This window comes from Labedella gwakjiensis, assembly GCF_003014675.1.
In the GTDB taxonomy this organism is placed as follows: Bacteria; Actinomycetota; Actinomycetes; order Actinomycetales; family Microbacteriaceae; genus Labedella; species Labedella gwakjiensis.
Map to the genome: position 1 here is coordinate 1,459,761 of NZ_PYAU01000001.1, position 25,178 is coordinate 1,484,938.

Genomic DNA, 25,178 nt, shown 5'->3' on the forward strand with positions numbered 1-25,178 from the left:
GCGTCGTTGCAATACTCGCACGCGGCGGGCGGAGTGCGTGGAGCGACGGGTCAGGGGGCGACGGGCATGGTGCGGCCGTAGGACGGGGTGGTCGTGGCGCGGTTCCATTCCGCGCCCGGCTCGAGCAGTTCGCGCCACGGCGCGACCTCCACATAGAGCACACGCATCGCGTCGAGCGCGTTGACGTGGAGGGACTCGCCATCCGTGGACACGGCATCCTCGGGCACGGCGACCTCGAAGCCCATCATCATCGCCGAGCGCGTCGTGGTCTCCACGCACACGTTCGTCTGGAGCCCGGCGACCACGAGCCGCCGCACGCCGAGGTTACGGAGGATCACGTCGAGCTCCGTTCGGAAGAAGGCGTCCCACCGCAGCTTGTCGAGCACGATGTCGCCGGGTTGCGGCGCGACGACGTCGAGGATGTCGGCGGCCCAGCCGTCCGGCCGTGTGTCCACGAGATCCGCCTCGTCCGCCGGGGCCGCGGCACGGAGCTTCCGCATGCTCGGCGTCATGTCCGCACCGTCCGGTCGCTGCACCTGCCGGGTGTAGATCACGGGCAGCCCCTGGACGCGTGCGGCGGCCAGCAGCTCGGCGCACTCCGCGACGACCTCGTCGAAGCGGACGATCGGCGGCCAGCCGAAGCGATCGCGCTTGTCCTGTTCGAGGTACATGTTCTGCATGTCGATCATGATGACCGCGGTATCGGCGTTCATGTACTTTTCCAACCCTTCAAGTCTTACTATCTTTTGATAGTCCACTATTGTTATATCCGACGCGGCGTTTCGCCCGCGTTAACTGTGCAGCGGACGACGCCGCCGCGTCAGACGAACTGAGCCTGGAGGGCCCGTGTCCGCAACCGTCCTCGCACCGACGCCTCCCGTGGCGACGGTGCCGCGGAAGACCTGGGCGATCTTCGCGCTCCTCGTCGCGACGGCGGCGCTCACGATCCTCGACGTCTCCAAGGTCGGCGTCGTCCTCCCCGCGATCCAGGAGTCGACGGGCGGATCCGAGACGACCATCCAGCTCATGCTCGTGGGTTACACGATCGCGTACGCCGTGTTCCTCCTCCCCGCCGGTCGCCTCGGGGACATCCTCCCGCGCTCCACGGTCTTCCTCGTGGGCGCGTCTGTATTCGTCGCGGCGAGCGCCCTGTGCGCCCTCGCCCCCGACGCCACGTGGCTCGTCGCCGGACGCATCGTGCAGGGGGCCGGCGCCGGCATCCTCATGCCGCAAGTGCTCGGTCTCATCCAGCGACTCTTCCCACCCGAGGCGCGCACGAAGCCGCTCGCGATCCTCGCCGGGACGACGGCCGTGACCTCCACCTTCGGCCCCCTGCTCGCGGGCTTCGTCATGGAGTGGGTGCCGGGCGACGACGCGTGGCGGGTGCTCTTCTGGATCAACGTGGCCCTCGGCGCCGTGATCCTCCCCGTCGCGATCGCGGTCCTCCGGGAGCCGCCGAGCACCCGCACCCGCGGCTTCGACGGCCTCGGCGTCGTCCTCCTCGTGCCGGCCGTGGTGCTCACGATCGCACCCGTCTCCGTCATCTCCTCGTCGAACCCCCCGCAGTGGTGGATGCTCGCGAGCGTCGTGATCGGCGTCGCGTGCGGCGTGCTCTTCGTCAATCATGAGAGGCGACTCACGGGGCGCGGAGTGCAGCCCCTCGTCGATCCCGGGCTGTTCCGCTTCCGGCACCTGCCCGCCGGCGTGCTCATCTCGGGGTTCATGCACGCGTCCGGCACCGCGTCCACGCTCATGATCACCCTGTACCTACAACAGCGCGCGGGGCAGTCGGCGCTCGAGACGTCGCTGTGGATGCTGCCGGCCGCGCTCTCCATGGTGGTGGGCTCATGGGTCGCCGGGCGCTTCGCGTCGGCGACGAGCAACCGGCCGATCGTGCTCGGCACAGCCGTGGGTGCGGGCGGGCTGTTCGTGATCGCGGTCATCATCGGCGTGGTCCCCGTCGCGAGCGCACCGGTCGTCATCGCGGGTGTGCTGCTCGTCTCCTCGTTCGGCTCCGCGCTCGTGGGTCCATCGAACCAGGGGCGTGCGCTCACCTCCGTGCCGGACTTCCGATCGAGTGTGGCCGGGTCGCTCCTCCAGTTCAGTCAGCGCGTCGGCTCCGCGATCGGCATGGGGCTCGCCCTCATCGTCTTCTACCCGTTGCTCACCGCTACGACGTTCGCCGGCCAGCCGACGCTCGGCTCGATGCTCGCCGTCGCGCTGACCGGGCTCTTCACACTCGGGGCGCTCCTCGCCGCGATCGCCGACCGGGAGCGTCGGCGCCCCTGACGGGGACCTTCCACCCGCGAACGGCCATCGATAGGGTGGGCGGACCGGAAGGAGTCGCCATGTCGATGAACGGATCCGAATACGGTGGTGGGCTCGGCTCGGCCGCCGGCCAGACCATCCCCCGCACCGACGCCGACGGGAAGACGCGCAGCGTCCGGGACACCCCGTCGAGCAACCGCCGCAACGCCGCGATCGCCGGCATCGTGCTCGGACTGATCCCGCTTCTCTCCGTCGTCGGCCTCATCGTGAGCGTCGTCGCGCTCCGCGGCTACCGCCGGGCGGGCGAGACCGGCGGCCTCGCCATCGCGGGCATCGTCGTGAGCGCTGTCGTGCTCGCCGCGTTCGTCGTGGCAGTGAGCGGCGTCCTCTCCTGAGCTCGGACACCCGCTCAGGCTGGATCTCTGCGGGTGTGAACAGAGCGTGACGATCCGGAGCGCGACAGGATCGCGTCGATAGTCTGGATCGATGGAGCTCGGCGTCTACGCGGTGGTGGGGATCGCCGTCATCGTGGGCGTCGCGGCCTTCTCGAAGCGGCTCGGCATCGCCGCCCCCATCGTGCTCGTGCTCGTGGGCGTCGCCCTCTCGTACCTGCCCGGCGTTCCCGAGATCGAGGTGCCGCACGAGTTCGTCCTCGACGTGGTCCTGCCGCCGATCCTCTACGCCGCCGCGATCAGCGTGCCGGTCGTCGACTTCCGCCGCAACGTCTCCTCGATCGCCGGTCTGTCCGTCGTTCTCGTGATCGTGAGCGCGTTCGGCACCGGCCTGCTCCTGTACGCGCTCCTGCCGGACCTCAACCTCGCGGCGGCGATCGCGCTCGGCGCCGTCATCAGCCCGCCGGACGCCGTCGCCGCCACGTCGATCGGCCGGCGGCTGGGTCTGCCCCCGCGACTGCTGACGGTGCTCGAGGGCGAGGGACTCGTGAACGATGCGACGGCACTCGTGCTGCTCCGCTCCGCCACCGCCGCGGCCGCCGGAGCCGTCGCGACCCCGTGGGGCGGCGTCGCCGACTTCACGTTCGCGGTCGTCGCCGCGATCGCGGTCGGCCTCGCCGTCGGATTCGTCACCGTGTTCGTGCGGTCGAAGCTCGACGACCCGGTGCTCGACACCGCCCTGTCCATCGCGGTCCCCTTCGTCGCCTTCGTCCCCGCCGAGGCCATCGGCGCGTCCGGCGTGCTCGCGGTCGTGGTCGCCGGCCTCTACACCGGACACGCGAGCCCCACCCACTTCTCCGCGCAGTCCCGCATCAGCGACCGGATCAACTGGCGAACCATCCAGTTCCTCCTCGAGAACGGCGTCTTCCTCCTCATCGGACTCGAGCTGCGCACCCTCATCGACGCCGTCGACCCGGACATCCTCGGCGTCGGCGAGGCCGTGGGGATCGGTCTCGTCGCGACCGTCGTGCTCGTCGGGATCCGCTTCGCGTGGATCGGCCCGCTCGTCTACGCGCTCAAGAAACGCGCGGAGCACGCGGAGAGTCGCACGCTGCGGAACCTGCTCGCCCTGCACCACTACCGGACGACGCCCGTGCGGAACGCGCATGAGCGGCGGCTGCGCCAGCGCGCCGAGGCCATGTACGACCGCCGTCGGGCCGATCTCGAACAGTTGCGGCGGGAGAGCATCGACTGGCGCGGCGGCGTGATCCTCGGGTGGTCGGGCATGCGCGGCGTGGTCACGCTCGCCGCCGCGCAGTCCCTGCCGGAGGAGACGCCCTACCGGCCGCAGCTCGTGCTCATCGCGTGCACGGTCGCGATCGTGACGCTCGTCGTCCAGGGCGGCTCGCTCCCCTACCTCATCCGCGCGTTGCGCGTTCAGGGCGTGGACGACTCCGAGGACCGGAAGGAGCTCGCCGAGCTCCTCGACACCATCAGTTCAGCGGGGCTCGCCGCCCTCGACGACCCTCACGCGATCATCGGCGGCGCGGGTCCTGTCGACCCGGACGTGGTCGAGCGGGCGCGGCAGCAGTCGTACCTCCGGGCAGAGGCCGCGTGGGAGAGGGCCCACGAGAGCCCGCACGACGACGGGGACGCCGACGGTGGCGACGACCTGCCGCACCGCACCTATCGGCGCCTCCGGCTCGCCGTCGTGGAGGCCGAACGCGAGAAGCTCCTGGAGCTGCGGCGCGTGGGCGGAACCCCCTCGCGGATCCTCGCCGACGCGCAGGCCCTGCTCGATCAGGAGGAGACGCGTCTGCGCTCGCGGAGCGGCTCCCGGCACTGACGGGTCGGAGCACTCCGGGACGGCCGCGAGCGTTCCGGTCGATCAGGTGAATCGGTTCGTCGCGAGGCGGCGCAGGGCGAGGGCGAGGGCGAGCCGCGACCGTCCCGGAGCCGACCGGACGTCGTATCCGAGCTCGTCGGCGAGGGCCACGACCCTCGCCTGCACGGTCGAATGATGGAGACCGAGCTCGGTCGCCACGGCCCGGAGACTGTCCGTGACGGCGAGGACCTCCAGCAGTCGCTCCGCCCGCGGCTGCGAACGGATGAGCGACGCGACGGCCTCGGCATCCGGCACCTCTCCGGCCCGCGCATCGGAGAGCTCGGCGAGCAGGAGCAGCGCCCCCAGACGGTCGGCGTGCACCACCGGCTCCCGCGGCGACGAGAGCCGGAGGGCGAGCAGCGCCGAGATCCACGAGTCGTCGAGACCCGTGGCAGCCGCCGCCGTACCGATCCCGATCCGGGCGGCACCCCGGGTGATGTCGGCCTCCGCCTCGTCTCCGGCCTCCAGTGTGTCGTCGGCGTCGCGCACGACGACGCGGACGCGACCCGCCACCGTCGTGACCACGGCGCTCACTCCGGTGGGCGCGGCCGCGGCCGGCGTCACGACCACGCGGTATCGCGCCCGGGCCGAGGTGTCCAGACGCAGACGCGCGGCAGCCTGGACGCGATCGTCGGACGGGACGTCCCGGTCGATGAGCGTGGCGAGCGCTCGACGCGAGGCTGCGGCGGGCGAGGCGCGCTCGACCGCGATGTCGAGGGCGAGGGCCAGCCGCTCGAGGATCATCTCATCGTTCGCGTGCGCGGGTCCCTCCCGTTCGATCCACGCCCGCCCACCGTCGCCGAAGCCGTGTGACCGCGATCCACTCACCGGACCGGGCACCGCGGCCGCGGCGGGGAGTCGCGAACCCGACGCATCGACCCGGACGGTGTGGCCGTCGGCGGTGAAGCCGACCGTGCACCCGCTGAGGATGGCCGCCCCGCGCAGCAGGACGTCGATACCCGCGTGCCCGTCCACGAGGGCGTCGAAGTAGGAGATGACCTTGAGTGTCTCCGTCGCCTCGGCGTCGAGCGCCGTAAGTCGACCCACGAGTTCCTGCATCTTCGCCGCTCACTGGTAGGGGTCCCTGCCCACCACTCTAGCTCCGGGAGGGCGGCGGGCAGGGGATCCGTGTCAGGCGTCGAGCCGGCGGTGCAGCCACGCGACGCGCGCGGCACGGGCCTGCCGGGAGAGCGTCGCCTGCGGAGCCATGGCGTCGAAGCCGTGGAATCCACCGGGCCAGACGTGCAGTTCGGCGATGCCACCCTGCTCCCAGATCCTCGTGGCGTACGCGACGTCCTCGTCGCGGAACACCTCGGCGCTCGCGACGTCGATGAACGCGGGCGGTAGACCGGTCAGATCGGCGGCACGAGCCGGCGCGGCGTAGATCGAGACGCCGTCGGTCTTGCGTCGGTCGCCCAGGAGGGCGTCCCAGCCGGTGTCGTTGCTCCCCCGGTCCCAGACACCGAACCCGTCGACCTGATGGCTCGAGACGGTGGCGTTCCGGTCGTCGAGCATCGGGTAGATGAGGAGTTGTCCGGCCAGGGCGGGGCCGCCCCTGTCGCGCGCGGCGAGGGCCACGCCCGCGGCGAGCCCGCCTCCGGCGCTCGCCCCGCCGATCACGATGCGGCCGGGGTCGACCCCGAGCTCCGCGGCGTGCTCGGAGAACCAGACGAGACCGGCGTAGCAATCCTCGACGGGGGCCGGATCCGGATTCTCGGGCGCGAGCCGGTACTCGACGGAGACCACGACGGCGTCGAACTCGAGGACCCACGAGAGATACTCCTCCGCCCCCGTGTAGCGGTCTCCCATGATCATCCCGCCGCCGTGGGTGTGGTAGATCCCGGGGCCTCCGGCGACGTGACCGTCGCGGCTGAAGATCGAGAGGGTGATGTCGGGGGCGCCGGCGGGACCGGGGACCGTGCGCTCCTCGTGCCGGATGGGACGGTCGCCGATGAGCTCGGAGAGCGGAGGGGCGCCCAGTCCGCCCTGGCGGAGCGATCCGATCAGGTCCGGAGTGAGTGTCGGCGGCAGCATCTCGCCGACCACCGCGAGGACGGCGCCCAACTCGGTGTCGAACGGGGGAGCGGGGTGGATCGTCGTCACAGGGACCTCCAAGGGTCGGGTCGGCTTCGTTGCGGACGGGAATCATCCTGCCCGGCTCCGACGCGTTCCTCTACCGCCGGGTGCACGCGAACACGCGCACCCGACCGCCACCTGGCGGACCGCTACGCCACGTCGATGAGCACCTTCCCCACGGTGTCGTTCTCCACGGCCTCGTGGGCCGCGGCCGTCTCGGCGAGGGGGAAGCGGTGCAGCGGGAGTCCGTGCTCCTCCCCCACCTCGAGAACACCCTGGCGGGCCGCCTCGGACACGTCCTCCGCGCCCGCGGCGAGCGCCGCGGCGCCCACCGTGTAGAGCAGGATGAACTGGTACCGGGCATTGAGCACCATGCTCGGACGGATGGGCACCTCGACGGTGTCTCCGCCGTTGTCGGCGTAGCTCGCGACGGTGCCGCGGGGCGCGATGACGGCGAGGTCGAGCGCGAGGTTCGCGGCGATCGAGACCTCGACGACGAGGTGCACCCCGTCCGGCGCGATGGCGCGGATCTGGTCGGCTGCGTCGTCATCGCGGTAGTTGACGACGTGTTCCGCTCCGGCGGAGCGCGCGAGCGCCTCCTTCTCCGGCCCGCTCACCGTGGTGATCACCGTGGCACCGGCCCAGCGCGCGAGTTGGATCGCCGCGTGGCCGACGGCGCCGGCCCCGCCGGAGACCAGGACGACGCGGCCCTCGAGGGCGCCGGGTGCGAGGCGGCTCGGTCCGTCCTCCGCCACGGTGAGCGCGCGGTGCGCGGTCACGGCGGGCACGCCGAGGCTCGCACCGACGTCGAACGAGACGCCGTCGGGAAGCGGGATGACACGATCGACGGGGAGCACCGTGTACTGCTGAGCGGTGCCGGTCGGGCGCTGGTGCGCCGAGAGGTACGTCCACACGCGGTCACCCACGGTGAGCCCCTCGACTCCGTCGCCGACCGCGTCGACCACGCCGGCGCCGTCCTGGTTCGGCACGACCTCGTCGAAGGGCGGCTTCTCTCCGGGGGCACCGCCCGTGCGCGACTTCCAGTCGGTGGGATTGACGCCCGAGACGACGACGCGGACGCGCACCTCACCCGGGCCGGGCTCGGCGATCTCGCGTTCGACGAAGTGGAGGACGGACGCGTCCCCGGTCTCGGTGTAGACGACGGCTGACTGGGTGTGCGATTCGGTGCTCATATCCCTCGACGGTACGTCCGCCGCCTCGCGAACCCAACCCCCTCGACAGCCGCGTTGCCGGCGCCCCCATCCCGCGGAGGCGGAATGTACTCCCGCCTGCGCGCCGTGTCGAGAGAAGTCTGTGCATCACCTGGGCGCCATCGCCGCGATCCCCATGAGGGCGCGAGACGCCCACGAAACTCCCACGTGTTCTACCCCAGCACTCAGGCTCCACCACTCGAGTGGTTGTGCGAGGAAACGCCCCGCAGAGATTTCACCGACGAAGGAGAATCATGCGTACCAACGTCAAGAAGACCCTCGGCACTCTCGGAACCGCCGCCCTGCTCACGGGAGGCGCGCTCGCCTTCCCCACCAGCGCCTTCGCCGGCCCGATCGGCGAGTGCGACCCCGGCACGTCACAGATCACGACGAGCTACCAGTCGTCCAATCAGGAACCGGCCGGCTCCGACCGCACCACCAATCCGGGCCCGGGAGTCCAGACGCTGGACGTCTCGGTGTCGTCCACGAAGTCGACGGCTGCCACCACCTCGGCCGAGGTCGGATTCTCGGTGGAGGCGATCGCAGCGTCGGTCAACGCGACCCTCGGATACTCGGTCACGACGTCGCAGGCGTGGGAGTCTGGCACCGTCCTCAAGAGCCAGGAGCTCCAGCCCGGTCAGAGCGTGATCGCCGAGTACGGTTTCGAGACTCTGACGGTCATGGCGACACAGCAGAACTGCGATAGCACCGGAACGTGGCAGAACGGCGAATCGACGCTGGCCACCCTGCCCCAGGGTGTCTACAAGACCTTCACGGTGGAGTGACACACTCGCGCAGCACTGCGCCCGGGTCGTCCTGAGGGGGTGGACGACCCGGGCGCAGCGGTCTGTGCGACCCGATCTGTGAGGGATGGCGGCGGCGCGGCCTACTTCTCGATCGAGACGCCCGTGAAGTCGATCCACCAGCTCTTCGGCTGCTCGAATCCCTTCACGTAGGAGGCCATGGCCCGCGGAGCGGTGTCGTTGACGACGTACATCCAGCCGGCGTCCTCCGTCTGCAGGTGACCGGCCTCGGTGAGGAGCGCGGCGCGCTCCTCGTCGTCGCTCGTGACGAGCGCCTCGGCGTGCAGGGCGTCGAACTCCTCGTTGCAGTAGCCGAAGTAGTTCGTGCCGCACAGCATGGACCAGCTCCAGCTCGACGGCTGCTCGAGGCTGAACGCCTGGTTGGCGGCGTTCCAGCCCGTGTTCCCCTCTCCGAGGGCTGCGTACATGCCGGAGAAGTCCACGGGGTCGAGCGTCACGTTGATGCCCACCTCGGAGAGCTGCGCCTGGAGGGCCTCGTTCATGGCCTTCGCCTGCATCGAGCCGGAGCCCGCCGTGATGTACCCGACGGTGATGTCGAGACCGTCGGCGTAGCCGGCCTCGGCGAGGAGCGCCTCGGCCTTGTCGGGGTCGTAGCTGTAGATGTTGTCGGCCTCGTCGTAGTACAGGCTCGCCTCGGCGAAGAACTGGTACGCCGGAACGGCGGTGCCGTGCAGGAGGTCGTCGGCGATCGCTTCGCGGTCGATCGCGTAGTTCATGGCCTGGCGCACGCGGATGTCGTCGAAGGGCGCGACGTCCGTGAAGAGCTGCCACGACCACTCCCAGTCGAAGGCGTTGCCCGTGGCGACGAAGCCGGCGTCCTCGAGCGACGCGAGGTCGTCGGGCTGGGCGGCCTCGATCCAGTCCACGCGGCCGGAGCGCAGTGCGGCGGTCCGGGCGGCGGGGTCGGGGATGAGCTCGACGGTGATGCGGTCGAGTTCCGCGGCGTCACCCCAGTAGTCGTCGTTCCGCGTGAAGCTGATCGACTGGTTCTCGGTGAGCTCGTCGAACACGAACGGGCCGGTGCCGACGGGGTTCTTCGCCTGGCCCTCGTTGCCGTCCTCGTCGAGCGATGTCGGGCTCGCGAAGTAGACGTTGTAGAGGTCGGCGAGGAAGAACGCGAACGGCTCGGTGAGGGTGAACGCCACGGTGGAGTCGTCGATCGCCTCGACGGAGTCGACGTAGTTCAGCACCGCGTAATAGGTGCCGACCGCTGCGTCGTAGTGGGGGTCGTTCTCGTCCGTGTAGCGGTTGATGTTGTACACGACGGCGTCGGCGTCGAAGTCGGTGCCGTCGTGGAACGTCACGCCCTGCTGGAGCGAGAACGTGTAGGTGAGGCCGTCCTCGCTGATCTCCCAGGACTCGGCCAGCGCGGGGCCGACACCGGCTGCGGCGTTGGGGTCGGAGACGTCGCGCTTCGTGAGGCCCTCGTAGACGAGGTTGCCGATGAGGCGCTGGCCCTCGTAGCCGGCGAGGGTGATCGCTCCCGTATCGAGGCTCGGGAGGGAGGCCATCTGGCTGCCGATGATGAGTTCCTGCTCGGCATCGTCTGAACCGCTGCCGCCGCCGGCGCAGCCGACGAGCGCGAGTGCGGCGACGAGTGTTCCCGCTGCGATGCCGAGACGGCGGCGCGAGCGGCGTGGGGTGTGCTGCATGTCACTCCTTGAGTGTGGGTGCTGAGGTGCGGTCGGGTGGAGCGGAGGGGTCGAGCGGGTGACGCGGCCGATCACGCGGCCGCCACGACGGATCTCGCCGCGAGCAGCTCGCGCGTGTACGCGTCCTGCGGGTCGGCGAGCACCGTTCGTGTGGGCCCGGATTCGACGGTGTGTCCGCGGTTCAGAACGAGGACGTCGTCGCTGATGTGATCGATGACCGCGAGGTCGTGGCTGATGAAGAAGAGCGCGACGCCCGTCTCCCGCTGCAGGTCGGCGAACGTGTTGAGGACCTGAGCCTGGACGGACTTGTCGAGGGCCGAGACGGCCTCGTCGCACACGAGCACGTCGGGTCGGCCGGCGATCGCGCGGGCGATCGCGACGCGCTGCGCCTGACCTCCCGACAGCTCATACGGCCAGGCGTGCACGTAGTCCCGGGAGAGCGCGACCTGATCGAGCAGCTCGTCGGTGCGCACGTTCCAGGTGGAACGAGGGAGGCGTTGCGCCGCGAACTGGAAGCGCAGGTTGTCGCCGACGCTCATGGCGGGGTTGAGCGCGTGGCGCGGGTCCTGCGGCACGAGCTGGATGCGGCGGCGGGCGGTGCGCAGCCGCGAGGCGCCCATCGCGTAGAGGTCGTCGCCCGCGAGCTGGACCGTTCCGGCGTCGGGCGTGAGGAGGCGCATGACGATACGGCCGAGCGTCGACTTCCCGCTCCCGGACTCCCCGACCACACCGAGGGTGCGGCCGGCGTGGAGCTGGAACGAGCAGTCGTCGAGCGCCGTGAAGTCGCCGAACGACTTGCGGACGCCGCTCGCGGCGAGGACGACGGTCATCGGGTGCTCCCTTCGAGAGGCGACGCTGAATCGATGCCGGCATCGCGTTCCGCGGCGACGTCGCTCGAGACCGCGTGGCCCGGTTCGATCTCGACGAGCGGGCCCCAGTCGCGGCGACCGCGGAGCTCGTCCGAGACCACGGCGAGCCGCCCGCGCTCCACGTCGGCGCTCGGCTCGGCGGCGATGAGCGCTCGTGTGTACGGGTGCAGCGGGCGGGAGAGCACCGTGGAGGCGCGGCCGAGCTCGACGATGCGGCCGGACAGCATGACGGCGACGCGGTCGTGGTCGGCGCTCGCGACGCGGGCGGCGATCCCGATGTCGTGGGTGATGAAGAGGATCGCGGTGCCGAGGCGCGTCCGGAGGCCGTCGAGGAGCTCGACGATCTTGACGCCGACCGATGCGTCGAGCGCGCTCGACGGTTCGTCCGCGACGACGAGTTCGGGGTCGCAGCTCACGGCGATCGCGATCGCGATGCGCTGCCGCATGCCGCCGGACACCTCGTGCGGGTAGCACCGGAGCACGCGCTCCGGCTCGCGGATCTCCACGAGGTCGAGCAGCTCGATCGCGCGCGCCTTCGCGGCAGCCCGCCCGGCCACGGCCTTGTGCTGGAGCAGCGTCTCGACGATCTGCGAGCCGATGCGCCGCATGGGGTCGAGCGAGGCGTTGGGGTCCTGCGGCACGCTGCCGATGCGCGAGCCGTGGAGTCCGCGCAGCACCGTCTTCGGCGCGGAGAGCAGGTCGCGTCCGTCGAAGAGGGACGAGCCGGTCACGCGGGCTCCGTGGGGCGCCATGCCCGTGATGCTGCGTGCGAAGACGGTCTTCCCGCTGCCGGACTCGCCGAGCAGCACGGTCACCTGGCTGCGCTCGAGTCCGATGCCGATGCCGTCGATGACGGTGCGCATCGAGCGGCCGCGGCCGGGGAAGCTCACGGTGACGTCCGTCGCGTCGAGGGCGAGGGGGACGTCAGGCGGGAGCGCCCCAGCGGCGGGGGCTGTGGCGGTGCGTGTGTCGGTCATCAGGATTCCCTTCCGCGTCCGGCGATCGCGTCCCGGATGCCGTCCCCGACGAGGGGGAACATCACCGAGAGGGCGAGGATGACGATGACGGGCGCGAGCGCGAGGGACGGGTTCGTGTACACGGCGGCCTGCATCTCCTGCAGGATCGATCCGAGCTCGGCCTGCGGCGACGGGACGCCGAGACCGATGAAGCCGAGCCCTCCGGCGATCGCGACGTTCGCGCCGACGAGCGACGTCGAGTACGCGACGACCGCGGGCAGGGCGACGGGCAGGATCTGCTTCCACAGGATGGGCACGAGCCCCGCGCCGCTCGACCGGGCCGCCGTGACGAAGTCCAGCTCCTTGACGCGCGCCACCTCCGTCTCGGCGATGCGCGCGACGGGCGCGATCCACACGGCCGTGAGGGCGAGGATGAGCGTCCCGAGCCCGTTGCCGAGGGTGAGCGCCAGGAGCAGCGCGAGCAGCACGCCGGGGAAGGCGAACAGGATGTCGACGAAGCGCATGAGGAGGAGGTTCGCGACGCGGCCGGAGAAGCCGGCGGTGATGCCGATCGCGAGCCCGATCGCCGTGGCGATGAGGATGGGGACGACGCCCGCGACGAGCGAGGTGCGCGTGCCGTAGACGAGCCGCGACAGCAGGTCGCGTCCCTGCGAATCGGTGCCGAGCAGGTGCCCGTCCTGCCCGAAGCCGAGGAGACGCGAGCCGAGGTCGGCGGCGTACGGATCGGCGAACGGCAGCACGGGGGCGAGCACGACGCCGAGGGCGATGAGGGACACGGCGCCGAGGGCGACACGCGAACGCAACGGCATGCGGGACAGGAGTCGGCGGCGCACGAAGCGTCCGCCCTCTCCCGCGGGCGAACCAGTCGCGGCCGGTCCCGAGGGCGTCGGCGCACCCGGTGTGGGCGTGAGGGCACTCGCCGACGTGGTGCGGGGATCGGTGATCATCGTCAGACCTTTCCGACTCGGATGCGGGGGTCGAGCAGGGCGTTCACGACGTCGGCCACGAGCAGCACGAGCACGAAGATGAGGGCGATCACGAGTGCGACGCCCTGCACGAGCTGGTAGTCGCGGAGGTTGACCGACTGCACGATGAGGGCGCCGAGGCCCGGGATGCTGAAGATCTGTTCCACGAAGAGAGCGCCGCCGAGCATGCCGCCCACCTGGATGCCCAGCACCGTGATCATGGGCGGCAGCGCGTTGTGGTGGCTGTGCACGGCGAGCCGCAGCGGCGACAGCCCGCGCGCCTCGAGAGCCGGCAGCAGCTCGGTCGACTGCAGGGCGCTGATCGACGTCTTGAGCGAGCGGGCCATCTGAGCGCCCGGCGCGAGCGCGAGGCTGATCGCGGGAAGCGCGAGGTGCGCCGCGAGGGCGCCGACGCCATCGGATCCGCGGCTGCTGAGCCCGCCGGCGGGGAACAGCGGGAGGAGCACGGCGAAGCAGATGAGGAGGATGAGCGCGACCGTGTACTGGGGCGCCGAGAGGAAGATCGCCTCGAACCAGTCGGTCGTGCGGCGGAGGATCCGGGACCGGGAGGTCGCGAGGTTGCCCATCACGAGTCCGATGACGATCGCGAGGAGGCTCGCGGCACCGCCGAGCAGCAGGGTGTTGGCGAGGGCCGGAGCCACCACGTCCACGACGTCGCGCGACTGGCTGTACGCGTAGCCGAGGTCGCCGCCGAGCACGCGGATCGCCCAGTCGACGAACTGGAGGATGAGCGGCCGGTCGAGCCCCATGACGCCGCGGAGCTCGTCCCGTTCCTCCGGGGTGCTGTCGAGACCGAGGATGAGGAGCGCGGGATCTCCCGGGATCAGGCGGATCGCGAAGAAGACGACGACGGCCACGAAGATCGCGGTGACGGCCGTGAACGCGAGCCGGCCCGCGACGAACCGCACGAACCGGTTGCGCGTGAACCCGCCGAGGGCAGCCGTGCGTGGCCTCTCTCGAGTGGGTGCGATTTTGTACTCCATAATTGTAATGTCATACCGGTCTACTGTTTCGGCGGTGTTACATCGGGCGGAACTGATACGCGCCGGAAACATTGCGACCCGTTCGTGGGGTGCCACCGTCCGAAAATGACGCACAGGACGCGACTGTCGTCCGGCAGTACACAGCGGAACCCCACTAATGTCGTGTCGAGGGAAAGGAGTCCACCGTGGCACTCAGGCATGCGATCCTCTCCGCGCTCTCGCGCGGCATCCCGAAGAACGGCTACGAGCTCAACGCGGTCTTCAACGACAACGACGAGCGGGCCTGGAACGCGAGTCCGTCGCAGGTGTACTCGGAGCTCACGAAGATGGAGAAGCTCGGTCTCATCGAGGTGAGCGACCGTACCGAGCGGCGCGCCACCAACTACGCCATCACCGAAGCGGGTCGCGCCGAGATCGAGCGGTGGCTCACGCAGGACGAACCCGACCACACCATCCGCGACGACGTCACGATGCGTCTGCTCACCGTCTGGACCCTCGACGACACGACCGCGCGGCACCTCATCGAGGCGGAGATCACCTTCCAGCGCCGACGCGAACGCGCGTTGCGCACAAAGCTGCAGACGTTCGAGCAGCTCTCGGAGAACACGCGGGTGTGGCGCAATCGACGCGCCGTCCACCTCCTCTGGCTCACCCAGACCACCACGAACATCGCCTGGCTCGAGGGCCTCATCGACATCCTCGAGAACCCCGACACCCCGGTCGACGAGGCCCTCGCGGCTCTCGCCTCCGCGCCTGTGGCCTGAACTCCGGCTCGTCGATCTCGACGCTCCCTGCTCGGCGCGGGCGGTCCTGTCAAGCGGGATCGGAGGCGCCGGCGACCTTGTAGCGTCGCCGACATGAGAACGTCCACGGCTCCGCTCCCGTCCATCGACGACATGGCACGCGAGAGCTTCGGATGGGACTCTCTGCTCCCCGGACAGCGCGAAGCCATCGAATCGGCGGTCTCGGGACGCGACACGCTCCTCGTCCTCGCCACGGGTGGCGGCAAGTCCCTCGTCTACCAGATCGCGGGGGCCCAGCGCGGCGGTGTCGTCCTCGTGGTGTCACCGCTCGTCGCCCTGCAGGCGGATCAGCTCGCGTCGATCGCCGACGCTCCGTCGGCGCCGCCGGCCGTGGCGATCAACTCCTCCGCCGGCGCGTCCGCCGTCGCCGCGGCATGGGAACGCATCGACGAAGGCGGCCCCCTGTACGTGCTCCTCGCCCCCGAACAGCTCGTGGCGGATGAGAACGTCGCCCGCCTCGCCGCCGCGGGCGTCTCCCTCCTCGTCGTCGACGAAGCCCACTGCGTCTCCTCGTGGGGTCACGACTTCCGACCGGACTACCTGCGCCTCGCCGACGTCCGCCGCACCCTGGGGGATCCTCCGGTCCTGGCGATGACCGCGACGGCCTCGAGTCCCGTCCGCGACGAGATCGTCGAGCGTCTCGGCATGACCGATCCGGCGATCCAGGTGCACGGCGTCGACCGGCCCGAGATCCGCCTCGTCGTCCACCGCCACGAGAGCGAGAATGAGAAGCGGGCGGCCGTCGTGGAGGAGGCCCGCAGCTGGACGGCGCCCGGCCTCGTCTACGTCGCGACGCGGAAGGACACCGAGACCTACGCGGCGGAGATCGCCGCCGAGGGTCGCCGCGTGGCCGCGTACCACGCGGGACTCAAGGTCTCGGAGCGACGCGTCGTCCACGACCGGTGGCGCGACGGGGACCTCGACGTCGTGGTGGCCACGTCCGCCTTCGGAATGGGCATCGACCGAGGCGACGTCCGTTTCGTCCTCCACGCGACGACGACGGAATCGCTCGACGCCTACTACCAGGAGATCGGTCGGGCCGGCCGTGACGGCGAGCCTGCGACCGCGGCGTTGCACTACCGAGCCGAGGATCTGGGCCTGCGTCGGTTCTTCTCGAAACGGCGCATCGACAAGGCGGCCCTGCGCGTGCTGTGGGCGGCGCTCGCCGTCCAGCCCGGAGCGACGATCCCGGACCTGGCTGGCGAGCTCGAGATCTCCCCTCGGACCGTGTCCCGTCTCGTCAACGACCTCGCTGACGCCGAACTCGTCGACACGACGGACGGAGTCCGCATCACATCGGAGGGGGATGCGACCGACGCGATCCGCGCGGTGAAGAGCGCTCTCGCCTCGCGGGAACGCCTCGCCGAGTCCCGGCTCGTGATGATGCGCTCCTACGCCGAGACGTCGCACTGCCGGCGCCGGGTCCTCCTCGACTACTTCGGCGTCGACGGCTCCGAGTGGTGCGGCAATTGTGACGGCTGCGAACGGCGCGACGAGCGGCGGGATGCGACCGGGGACGCGGACGCCTCGGCGGATGCACCCCTCCACGTGGACGACGCCGTCGAGCACGACGAGTGGGGTGAGGGGACCGTCATGGGCGTGGAGGCGGACCGCGCGACGATCTTCTTCGAGTCGGAGGGCTACAAGGTGCTGTCCTTCGCCGCCCTGACCTCAGGGGTGCTGCGGGAACGTTCCCTCGTGGCCGGCTGACGGCCGGACGTCCGAGCGGCCGCCGTCAGAAGCGTCGGCGGTACCAGGCGACGAGGGCCCGGACCGCACCGAGCGTCTCGCTCGAGCGGTGCGCCGCGGCGAGGTCGTCGAACGTGGTCCGGAGTCCTGGTACCTGGTCCGCCGAGTCGCTCGGTACGGCGTCGAATGCCATCGTCCACTCCGGGAACAGTCGCTCCTCGATCGTCTCGTCGATGAGGACCTTCACGTCGTCGTGTCGCTCGTCGGCCTCGATCACGGTCAGACGTCGTCTCACGCCGGCGTCAGGGCCTTCGAGGACCTGGAGGAAATAGCCCGACCGGTAGAGCAGCATCCCGGTGAGTCCGTCCCGCTCGTTGTTCGACCGGCTGCGCGTCAGCAGCTCGCGGAGATCGGCCTGTCCGAGATCGGACGCTGCTCGGCTCGAATAGACGATCGACAGCACGGAACTCTCCTCACAGGGGCTGGCTCGATTCCCCCGGCCGGAGAGTGAGACGTCGGATGCGCGGTGGCGCTCTCCCATCGTAAGGAGGGACCATCCGCGTGCCACGGCCTTGCAATCCGGCGTCGGGTGCGGCAAGCCGCGAGCCGGGATCGACCCGGCGATAGTGTGGCGGCATGACGACGACGCCGGAGCGGACATTGACGGGCAGGGTGGTTCTCCTCGCCGGGGCGACGAGCGATGCGGGCCGCGAGGTCGCTCGCGCCGCGAGCGAGGCCGGCGCGACGGTCGTGGCCACGGGCCGCGACCGGGCGAAGCTCGACGCCCTCGTCGCCGCCGTACCGGGGGTCGTCGCCGAGCTCGTCGACCTCACGGACGGCGAGGCGGTCGACGCCCTCGCCTCCCGACTGCGCGACACGGTCGGCGCCGTGGACGGCCTGCTCCACCTGGTCGGCGGTTTCCGGCGCGGCGACGGCATCCCCGGCCAGTCCGACGAGGATTGGGCGGTGCTCGAGACCGCACTGACGGCGCTCCGCAACGTGACCCGCACCTTCTACCCCGACCTCGTGGCGTCGCCGGCCGGCCGCTTCGCGATCGTCTCATCGACGTCGGCCACGAAGCCGCACCGCAACACCGCGAACTACTCCACGATCAAGGCAGCCTCAGAAGCGTGGACCCGTGCTCTCGCCTCGGGTTTCTCCGCCGACGCCCCTGCCTCGGCGGCCGCGGTGATCTTCGCCGTGTCGGGACTCGCGGGGCTCGAGCAGCAGCTCGCCGACCGCTTCGTGGGGCTCTGGAGCGAGGACGCCGGCACCCTCAACGACACCCGGCACGTCCTCTCGGCCTGACGCGCGACGGGTCCGACGGGCGCGTTGACTAGTGCCGGTGGCGCGGGTCGCCGGTGGCGCCGTCGGCGCGGTGCGACAGCGGGATCGCCGATCGGCTGACGCGCAGCGCCGCCGCGACCCGGTCGATCCGAACCGGCACGTACCGACCGTCGTGGAGGTGTCCGCCGTCGAAGACGTGGGAGAAGATCGCGCGGGTCTCGGCGGCCACGGGTCCGCCGCCGACGGAGAGCGCCCCGTTGACCGCGTCGACCACGGGATCGCTTGCGAGCCGCTCCATCGCGGCCGTCAGCTCGGGGAGGTGCTCCTCCGCCGTGAGGTCGTTCTCGGATCGCGTCCGCATCCGATCGGCGATGATCGACGCTGCGAGGAGGAGGTCGACGAGGTCCGCCGCGCCGCCCGTCGCCGCGTCGGTGCGCGAGCGGGTGACGGCCACGTCGACGCGCCGCGAGAAGGCCCGCAGGGTCGATCGCGTGAGGATCACGGAGGCGTCGGCGGCCGGGTCGGCCGGGTCGTCGCGCCGCAGGACCGTGCGCTGCGCCGAGTGGATCACGGGGATCGCCCGCGCGTTCCACCACTCTCTGATCCGCGGCGCGTTCACGACCACGGCCGTGCCGATCGCCCCCGCCGCGAGTCCCACCGCGCCCGCGACGACGGCCACACTGCGGGCGTCCACCCCGGCGGCGCTCGGCCGGGCGCCGGTCGGTGCGGTGCCGTCGTTCCACGTGTCGTTCATCGGAAGCCTCCCCGGGGTCGTCCTCCATCATCTCTCACGGACCTGACGACGGACAGGGTGCCGGTGGCCCGGACAGGCGGAAGGGGCGCCACGCGAACGTGACGCCCCTTCTCACGCGTGATCACTCACGCGGGATTCCCCCTGGTTCAGTCCTCGGTGACGAGGCGGCGCTTGCGCACGACCACCGCGGCGGCGATGCCACCGGCGATGAGGAGCCACGCGGCGATGCCGATCGGGAGGAGGTCGGGCCCACCGGTGACGGCGAGGCCGCCCCCGTTGCCGGCGCCCTCGCCCGGTCCCGCGACGGGACCCTCACCGGCGGCGGCACGAAGCTCGACCGTGGCGGTGGCGGCGGCGGACGTGACGCCGTCGACCGTCTGCGTGACCGAGATCACGTTGTCGCCGGTGACGATCGCGTTCGCGAGCGCGACCTCCCAGTTGTCGCCGGGCAGTGCAGCAGCTGCGAGGCGCATCTCCTGGGTCGGCTCGGCGGGGATCTCGTCGGTGCCGACGACCTTCCCGTTCACCGCGACGGTGACGGTCGCTCCGGCGAGTCCGACACCCGAGGTGCTCTCGGGCGCGTCACCGGCGGCGAACCAGTCGCCGTCGGCGGGCGTCGAGATCGACGGCGCGACGGGCGCGACCGTGAAGTCCGAGGTCGCGACCGGCGAGGTCTCGCCCTCGGAGGACTGCGTCACGGAGATCGAGTACTCGCCGTACGACAGGTTCGCCGGAACGGACCACACGCCGTTGTCGCCGACCACGGCTGTGCCCTCGACATCGCCCGTCACGGTGATCTGGGCGAGCGGGAGTCCCGTGCCGCGGATCGAGGTGACCTCGGTCTCGACGGTGGAGCCGTCCTTCGGCGAAGAGATGCCAGGCGCCTTCAGAGGAGCCGGGACCACCTGGACCGTGTAATAGGCCTCCTCCGAGAGGTTGAAGCCCTTCTTCGACTGGAGCGTGAAGCCGTACTTCCCGAGCGTGCTGGGAGCGGGGAACGACCAGGCACCGGATGCGTTGGTCGTGATCTCGAAGGTCTCGCCCTCGTTCGGGTCGACGACGATCGTGGTGGACGCCGGCCCGGTGCCGCTGATGGTCGCGCCGCGCTCGATCTCGGCGCCGTCGGCGGGAGACGTGAGGACGGGAGCGTCGACGGCGAGCATGATCGTGTAGCCGTCGGTGAGCGCGAGGCCGGCCTGCAGGTCGGCCCCCCAGGTGATGGCCGGGAGTCCGCCTTCGGCGGGCGCGCCGCCGCTGAGGATTCCGACAGCCTTCTCGCCCTGGAAGATCGCTCCGCCCGAGTCTCCCTGGTCGGACACGAGGCCCTCGACACCGAAGCCGTACACGATGCGGCCGCTCACCTCTGCCCAGCCGTCGACGAGGTCGACCGTCGCGTCGGACGTGAGGCCGGTCGTCCGGCCGCTCTTGCTCACCGGCTTGCCGACCGCAGCCTTGCCGACCGAGCTGATCTCGGTCGTGGACGCGAAGAGGTCGTCCGCGGCAGCGGTCGTCCAGTCGGTGACCTCCGGGTGCAGGTCGAGCGCCGGGTTCGTGACGTCGATCACCGAGATGTCGACAGACGTCGTGTTCTCGGCGCCCGCCGTGTTGCCGGGTCCACCGTACTGGGAGAAGCCGAAGGTCCCGAGGGGCTCGGTGAGAGCGACGGTCTCGTCGTTTCCGCCGCCCGCGTCGTCACCCGACGGCAGCGTCAGGGCGGTCAGCGAGTTCGCCCCGTCGTCGGTGCAGTGGCCGGCGGAGACGACCGCTGGGTCGCCCTCCGGGCTCCAGGCGGAGAATCCGATGGAGCAGACGAAGCCGCCCTCGTCACCCTCGGTGTAGTAGCCGGCGCCGCCGACCACGTCGGTCGAAGCCGCGCTCTCGAACGGAGCGGCGACCTCCTTCACCACGACGTTCGCGTACTTCGCTTCGAATGCGTCGAACTCGGCGGACGCGTCGGAGGTCTTGATGACCACGACGTTTCCGTCCTTATCGCGACCGACGGCCTGGATCGCGTCCTCGGCGAGGAGCTCCTTGGCCTGCGCCTCATACGCGGCTCCGGACGTCGGAGCCTCCTCAGGGGCGGTCTCGGCGAACGCCGGGGCGGCGAACAGACCGCCGAGGCCGAAGGCTGCGGCGGTGCCGAGCGCGAGGGCTCGACGCAGACGGGGTGGGGGGTGTGCGGACACGGATCTCCTATGACGTGGCGTGCAGATGACCGAGGGCCTCATGTCGACGGGCGGTGCCCAGGTCGACTCGATCGCTCGGGTGAGGCGACCCTCACCTCGACCGTATCGGGATACACAGCCGATGCACACCTCCTCTATAGGGGGTTCTTATAAAATTCACATATGAACGGACCCGCGGCCTCCACTTTCCGTCGAAACGGACGATTGATCACCGGTTTAATGATCGGTGTCGCCTCCGTTTCGCTTTTCGCCGCCTGCTCGTCGGGAGCCGGCGCGGGCAGCGCACCCGACCCCGAGACGGCGATCGTCGGCACGTGGGGGTCGAGCGGGAAGGGCCAGCCGAACCTCGTCTTCGACGACGGCAAGGTCACCGGCACCGACGGGTGCAACGGCATCTCATCGACCTACACGGTGGCGGACGGCGCGATCACGGTCGCCCGCTTCATGAGCACGCAGATGGCCTGCACGGGGGTCGACACCTGGCTGCGGGGCATCCACTCGGTCGAGATCGACGGCGACGCCCTCGTGGTGCGCAACTCCGCAGGCGACCAGATCGGCACGCTCGACCGCAACGACGGCTGAGACGACCCATCTGCCGCCGGGAATTCCCCTAGGCTTTCGGCGTGTCCAAAGTTCTGAACAGTCTCCCCGTCGGCGAACGCGTCGGCATCGCTTTCTCCGGTGGTCTCGACACCTCCTGCGCCGTGGCGTGGATGCGTGAGAAGGGCGCGGTGCCCTGCACGTACACGGCCGACATCGGTCAGTACGACGAGCCCGACATCGACTCGGTCCCCGGCCGCGCCACCGAGTACGGCGCGGAGATCGCGCGGCTCGTCGACGCGAAGAGCGCCCTCGTCGAGGAGGGCCTGAACGCCCTGCAGTGCGGCGCGTTCCACATCCGCTCCGGCGGCAAGACGTACTTCAACACCACGCCTCTCGGCCGCGCCGTCACCGGCACCATGCTCGTGCGCGCCATGAAGGAGGACGGCGTCGACATCTGGGGCGACGGCTCCACCTACAAGGGCAACGACATCGAGCGGTTCTACCGCTACGGCCTGCTCGCCAACCCACGGCTGCGCATCTACAAGCCGTGGCTCGACTCGGACTTCGTCACCGAGCTCGGCGGACGCACCGAGATGAGCGAGTGGCTCGTCGCGCGCGGATTCCCGTACCGCGACTCCGCGGAGAAGGCGTACAGCACCGACGCGAACATATGGGGCGCCACCCACGAGGCGAAGCTCCTCGAGGAGCTCAGCTCCGGACTCGACCTCGTCGAGCCGATCATGGGCGTCGCGGCCTGGCGCGACGACGTGGAGGTGGCCACCGAGGTCGTCTCCGTGCGCTTCGAGGCCGGCCGTCCGGTCGCGATCAACGGCACCGAGTACACGGACGCCGTGGCGCTCGTGCTCGAGGCCAACACGATCGGAGGGCGCCACGGACTCGGCGTCTCCGACCAGATCGAGAACCGCATCATCGAGGCGAAGAGCCGCGGCATCTACGAGGCCCCCGGCATGGCACTGCTCCACATCGCCTACGAGCGCCTCCTCAACGCGATCCACAACGAGGACACCGTCGCGAACTACCACGCGGAGGGCCGCCGCCTCGGTCGCCTCATGTACGAGGGGCGCTGGCTCGACCCGCAGTCGCTCATGCTGCGCGAATCGATCCAGCGCTGGGTCGGATCCGCCGTCACGGGTGAGGTCACGCTGCGGCTGCGCCGCGGAGACGACTACACGATCCTCGACACCACGGGTCCCGCGCTCAGCTACCACCCCGACAAGCTCTCGATGGAGCGCGTCGGCGACGCCGCGTTCGGCCCGGGCGACCGCATCGGCCAGCTCACGATGCGCAACCTCGACATCGCGGACTCGCGCGCACGTCTCGAGCAGTACGCGGCCGCCGGCATCATCGGTGGCGCGACGGCCGAGCTCGTCGGAACCCTCGAGGCCGGTCAGGCGAACGAGATCCTCGACCCCGAGTCGCGCCCCGACGCCGCAGGCGACGCCCTCGACCGCGCGACGGACGCCGCGTCGGAGAGCGCCGCGTTCGACTCCGGCACCGACTGACGAACGACCGGACACCGCACCACCGATCGCGCCCGACCACACGGTCGGGCGCGATCGTCTTTGGTGCGGCGTCTCGAGGTTCGGAGCCTCAGCAGCGCGTGAGGGTGTCCTCGATCACCGCGCGGTCGTCCGAGCCGACGGCGAGCGCGTAGCGATCGAGGACGAACACCCACCGGGTGACGTAGAGGCACGAATGCTCGGCGGCGGGCGGGAGCCATTCCCCCGGTCCGCTCGACGACTTCGACGAGTTCGTGGCACCGTCCACGGCCTGCAGGTTGGCGAGGTCGTTGGCGAACTGCTGACGCTCGTCGAACGACCAGTCGGCCGCACCGTGCTGCCACGCCCAGGCGAGCGGCACGACGTGATCGATCTGGACCAACGCGCTCGTGTCCTGCCCGCGCTCGAACGCGATCGCCGTTCCCGTGTAGGCGTCGTGCAGCGTGCCGGCGACGACGACGCAGGAGCGTTCGGCGCGCATGGCGATGTCGACGAGGTCGCGGGCGAGCACGTCGTTGCGCTGATCGCAGCCGTTCCGGTCGACGTCCGCCCACCGCTGGCCGAAGGCGTCGCGCTCGTAGCGGAGCGGTGTGCCGCGGTCGTCGACGGGTCGGTTCGCGAGGAGAGCGTCGACCGCGTCGACATCCACGCGGAGCGATTCCTCGCCGACTCCCAGGCCCGACGAGACGGGCACGAGCAGCCCGGCGTCCTCGAGCACGTCCGTGGCCTCGGTCGCCTGCATGGCCGGAGCGAGTGGGGCGGAGGTGTCGGGACGGGTGACGGGGCCCCCGTCCGGAGCGCGGAAGTCCGGTCCCATCACGGCGTACCCGGCTATCAGGAGGGCCGCGAGCACGGCGATCCCCACACCGCTCGCCGGGGTCACCCGGCGTCGTCTTCTCGCCATCGCCCCTCCTCCATCGCGCGCCCGGTCCACCCTGCCACACGCCCCCGACGTCGGGCGCGGCACCCTCGGGTGTTATCGGATAGGGCCAGCCGAGCACCAGACGCCGCGCCCCGACTGCCAGGTTTTTGCCAGGGTTTGACTCGGCTTTTGCCAGGAAGACCCCGCACACTTGCTGACTTGCGCCCGCCGAGGGCCGCTTCCACCGCTGATCCTCACGGATCGCAAGCGTCGGAAGCGAGGTCGTCACCCGAACGACTCCCCCGGATCCCGGGCCCGAACCCGAGCAGGACACCCGAGCACGACCATCACCGATACGCAGAAATCCGAACCGAGAAGTCCGGAACGCGTACGGCGTCGACCACGTGAGTCACACATTCACGAGGACCCTTCCGCCGTGCCGCCGTTCCCCCGACCGAGAAGAACCACACGTAACGCATGCGCCAAGAAACTCCTCGCACGACCCTGACCCCCCTCCCCCAGGCCACCCGATCGGCCCTTCGCAAGGCCCGCAACTCCTCCCGCCGCAAGCGACTCGCGGTCGCCGCGACCGTCGCCATCGTGGGACTCGCCGCCGGCTCCGGCTTCGCGATCTCCGACCGCGTGAGCGCCGAGCAGGCCGCGGTCTCCACCGCTCAGCTCGATCAGACGAGCGGTCTCCGCTCCGAGCAGCTCGGCGTGTACGCCGGCGTCGCCTCAGCGCACGTCGAGAACAAGGCCGAGGCCGTCCTCGTCACCGCGAGCGCCGTCGCGAAGGAGGCAGAGGGCAAGGTCGACGCGACCACCCTCACCGACACGATCGACAAGCTCGACGACTACGAGACGCTCGACACCGACACGGTCGTCGACCTCACCCGCCAGGTCGTCATCGTCATGAACGACACGCAGGCCGCCGCGCAGGCGTACGACGAGAAGGTCGCGGCCGAGGCCGCCGCCGCAGCGGCCGCCGAGGCGCTCGCGAAGGCGAACACGCCGGAAGGCGCCCAGGCGACCGCCCGCGAGATGGCCGCGTCCGACTACGGCTGGGGCGACGACCAGTTCTCCTGCCTCAGCAACCTGTGGCAGAAGGAGTCCGGCTGGTCGTACACGGCCGAGAACGCGTCGAGTGGGGCCTACGGCATCCCGCAGGCGCTGCCCGGCAGCAAGATGGCGACGATCGCCGCCGACTGGCGCACCAACGCCGCGACGCAGATCGCGTGGGGCCTGTCGTACATCGACCGCAGCTACGGCACGCCGTGCGCCGCGTGGTCGCACTCGCAGTCCGTCAACTGGTACTGATCCCGGCAGCTCGACCCGCCCCTCCGCGACGTGCGGACATCGGTCACCTCTTCCCGCGAAGGGGCGACCGATGTCCGCACTTTGCGTTGGTGAG

23 protein-coding genes are annotated in these 25,178 nt (G+C 70.6%); 10 read left to right on the plus strand and 13 right to left on the minus strand.

The features are described 5' to 3' along the window. Positions 1–50: 50 nt before the first annotated feature. Positions 51–713 (minus strand): cysteine hydrolase family protein, encoded by a 663-nt coding sequence (locus tag CLV49_RS06795; protein ID WP_106562862.1) that lies wholly within the window; start codon positions 711–713, stop codon positions 51–53. 133 nt (positions 714–846) lie between these two features. Between CLV49_RS06795 and CLV49_RS06800 the strand changes: the two genes are divergently transcribed. From CLV49_RS06800 to CLV49_RS06810, 3 genes are all read left to right on the plus strand, one after another. Then, on the plus strand, positions 847–2,289 hold the full coding sequence (locus CLV49_RS06800) for an MFS transporter (RefSeq protein ID WP_158261925.1): 1,443 nt from the start codon (positions 847–849) through the stop codon (positions 2,287–2,289). Positions 2,290–2,348: 59 nt separating this feature from the next. Further along, positions 2,349–2,663 carry a hypothetical protein gene (locus CLV49_RS06805; RefSeq protein ID WP_106562864.1) on the plus strand — a complete coding sequence of 105 codons (315 nt, stop codon included), beginning with the start codon at positions 2,349–2,351 and terminating at the stop codon, positions 2,661–2,663. A gap of 91 nt (positions 2,664–2,754) precedes the next feature. Next, positions 2,755–4,506, plus strand: a complete 1,752-nt coding sequence (locus CLV49_RS06810; protein WP_106562865.1) for a cation:proton antiporter — start codon at positions 2,755–2,757, stop codon at positions 4,504–4,506. 42 nt (positions 4,507–4,548) lie between these two features. Here CLV49_RS06810 and CLV49_RS06815 read toward each other — a convergent pair whose 3' ends face one another. The 3 genes from CLV49_RS06815 to CLV49_RS06825 form a co-directional block, all read right to left on the minus strand. Next, positions 4,549–5,604 (minus strand): helix-turn-helix domain-containing protein, encoded by a 1,056-nt coding sequence (locus CLV49_RS06815; protein WP_106562866.1) that lies wholly within the window; start codon positions 5,602–5,604, stop codon positions 4,549–4,551. Between the two features lie 72 nt (positions 5,605–5,676). Further along, a complete protein-coding gene (locus CLV49_RS06820; protein ID WP_243696661.1) occupies positions 5,677–6,648 on the minus strand; it encodes an alpha/beta hydrolase in 972 nt (323 codons plus the stop codon). Positions 6,649–6,770: 122 nt separating this feature from the next. After that, complete coding sequence (locus CLV49_RS06825; protein ID WP_106562867.1) at positions 6,771–7,814, minus strand: NADPH:quinone reductase; 1,044 nt, start codon at positions 7,812–7,814, stop codon at positions 6,771–6,773. Positions 7,815–8,086: 272 nt separating this feature from the next. Here CLV49_RS06825 and CLV49_RS06830 point away from each other — a divergent pair, with 272 nt between their 5' ends. Continuing rightward, complete coding sequence (locus CLV49_RS06830; protein WP_106562868.1) at positions 8,087–8,617, plus strand: hypothetical protein; 531 nt, start codon at positions 8,087–8,089, stop codon at positions 8,615–8,617. 101 nt (positions 8,618–8,718) lie between these two features. Here the strand turns inward: CLV49_RS06830 and CLV49_RS06835 are convergent, their stop codons facing one another. The 5 genes from CLV49_RS06835 to CLV49_RS06855 form a co-directional block, all read right to left on the minus strand. Continuing rightward, positions 8,719–10,308 (minus strand): ABC transporter substrate-binding protein, encoded by a 1,590-nt coding sequence (locus tag CLV49_RS06835; protein ID WP_106562869.1) that lies wholly within the window; start codon positions 10,306–10,308, stop codon positions 8,719–8,721. 71 nt (positions 10,309–10,379) lie between these two features. After that, positions 10,380–11,138 carry an ABC transporter ATP-binding protein gene (locus tag CLV49_RS06840; protein WP_106562870.1) on the minus strand — a complete coding sequence of 253 codons (759 nt, stop codon included), beginning with the start codon at positions 11,136–11,138 and terminating at the stop codon, positions 10,380–10,382. Beyond that, positions 11,135–12,154 (minus strand): ABC transporter ATP-binding protein, encoded by a 1,020-nt coding sequence (locus CLV49_RS06845; RefSeq protein WP_106562871.1) that lies wholly within the window; start codon positions 12,152–12,154, stop codon positions 11,135–11,137. The genes CLV49_RS06840 and CLV49_RS06845 overlap by 4 nt, the downstream gene beginning before the upstream one ends. Next, positions 12,154–13,101 (minus strand): ABC transporter permease, encoded by a 948-nt coding sequence (locus tag CLV49_RS06850; protein ID WP_106562872.1) that lies wholly within the window; start codon positions 13,099–13,101, stop codon positions 12,154–12,156. Before CLV49_RS06850 ends, CLV49_RS06845 begins: the two co-directional genes overlap by 1 nt. Before the next feature lie 2 nt (positions 13,102–13,103). Further along, positions 13,104–14,123, minus strand: a complete 1,020-nt coding sequence (locus tag CLV49_RS06855; RefSeq protein ID WP_158261926.1) for an ABC transporter permease — start codon at positions 14,121–14,123, stop codon at positions 13,104–13,106. A gap of 185 nt (positions 14,124–14,308) precedes the next feature. Here CLV49_RS06855 and CLV49_RS06860 point away from each other — a divergent pair, with 185 nt between their 5' ends. Both CLV49_RS06860 and CLV49_RS06865 read left to right on the plus strand, forming a co-directional pair. Further along, entirely contained in the window at positions 14,309–14,887 is a 579-nt protein-coding gene (locus tag CLV49_RS06860) for a PadR family transcriptional regulator (protein WP_106562874.1), read from the plus strand. A gap of 93 nt (positions 14,888–14,980) precedes the next feature. Continuing rightward, positions 14,981–16,636, plus strand: coding sequence for a RecQ family ATP-dependent DNA helicase (locus tag CLV49_RS06865; protein WP_106562875.1), 1,656 nt, complete (start codon positions 14,981–14,983; stop codon positions 16,634–16,636). Positions 16,637–16,661: 25 nt separating this feature from the next. Here CLV49_RS06865 and CLV49_RS06870 read toward each other — a convergent pair whose 3' ends face one another. Continuing rightward, positions 16,662–17,078 carry a BLUF domain-containing protein gene (locus CLV49_RS06870; RefSeq protein WP_243696660.1) on the minus strand — a complete coding sequence of 139 codons (417 nt, stop codon included), beginning with the start codon at positions 17,076–17,078 and terminating at the stop codon, positions 16,662–16,664. A gap of 173 nt (positions 17,079–17,251) precedes the next feature. Between CLV49_RS06870 and CLV49_RS06875 the strand changes: the two genes are divergently transcribed. Then, on the plus strand, positions 17,252–17,923 hold the full coding sequence (locus CLV49_RS06875; protein ID WP_106562877.1) for an SDR family NAD(P)-dependent oxidoreductase: 672 nt from the start codon (positions 17,252–17,254) through the stop codon (positions 17,921–17,923). A gap of 28 nt (positions 17,924–17,951) precedes the next feature. On the opposite strand, the gene CLV49_RS06880 is transcribed toward CLV49_RS06875, so the two are convergent. Together CLV49_RS06880 and CLV49_RS06885 are read right to left on the minus strand one after the other, a co-directional pair. After that, positions 17,952–18,656, minus strand: coding sequence for a hypothetical protein (locus tag CLV49_RS06880; protein ID WP_106562878.1), 705 nt, complete (start codon positions 18,654–18,656; stop codon positions 17,952–17,954). 146 nt (positions 18,657–18,802) lie between these two features. Then, positions 18,803–20,842 (minus strand): S1 family peptidase, encoded by a 2,040-nt coding sequence (locus tag CLV49_RS06885; protein WP_158261927.1) that lies wholly within the window; start codon positions 20,840–20,842, stop codon positions 18,803–18,805. A 162-nt stretch (positions 20,843–21,004) separates the two neighbouring features. Between CLV49_RS06885 and CLV49_RS06890 the strand changes: the two genes are divergently transcribed. Both CLV49_RS06890 and argG read left to right on the plus strand, forming a co-directional pair. Next, positions 21,005–21,424: an META domain-containing protein gene (locus tag CLV49_RS06890; protein WP_106562880.1), complete on the plus strand. Its 420-nt coding sequence runs from the start codon at positions 21,005–21,007 to the stop codon at positions 21,422–21,424. Positions 21,425–21,465: 41 nt separating this feature from the next. Then, complete coding sequence (gene argG / locus CLV49_RS06895) at positions 21,466–22,908, plus strand: argininosuccinate synthase (RefSeq protein ID WP_106562881.1); 1,443 nt, start codon at positions 21,466–21,468, stop codon at positions 22,906–22,908. Between the two features lie 88 nt (positions 22,909–22,996). Here argG and CLV49_RS06900 read toward each other — a convergent pair whose 3' ends face one another. Beyond that, complete coding sequence (locus tag CLV49_RS06900) at positions 22,997–23,809, minus strand: HNH endonuclease family protein (RefSeq protein WP_243696659.1); 813 nt, start codon at positions 23,807–23,809, stop codon at positions 22,997–22,999. Between the two features lie 435 nt (positions 23,810–24,244). On the opposite strand from CLV49_RS06900, the gene CLV49_RS06905 reads away from it, so the two are divergent. Next, a complete protein-coding gene (locus tag CLV49_RS06905; RefSeq protein WP_243696658.1) occupies positions 24,245–25,084 on the plus strand; it encodes an aggregation-promoting factor C-terminal-like domain-containing protein in 840 nt (279 codons plus the stop codon). The last annotated feature ends 94 nt before the right edge of the window (positions 25,085–25,178 follow it).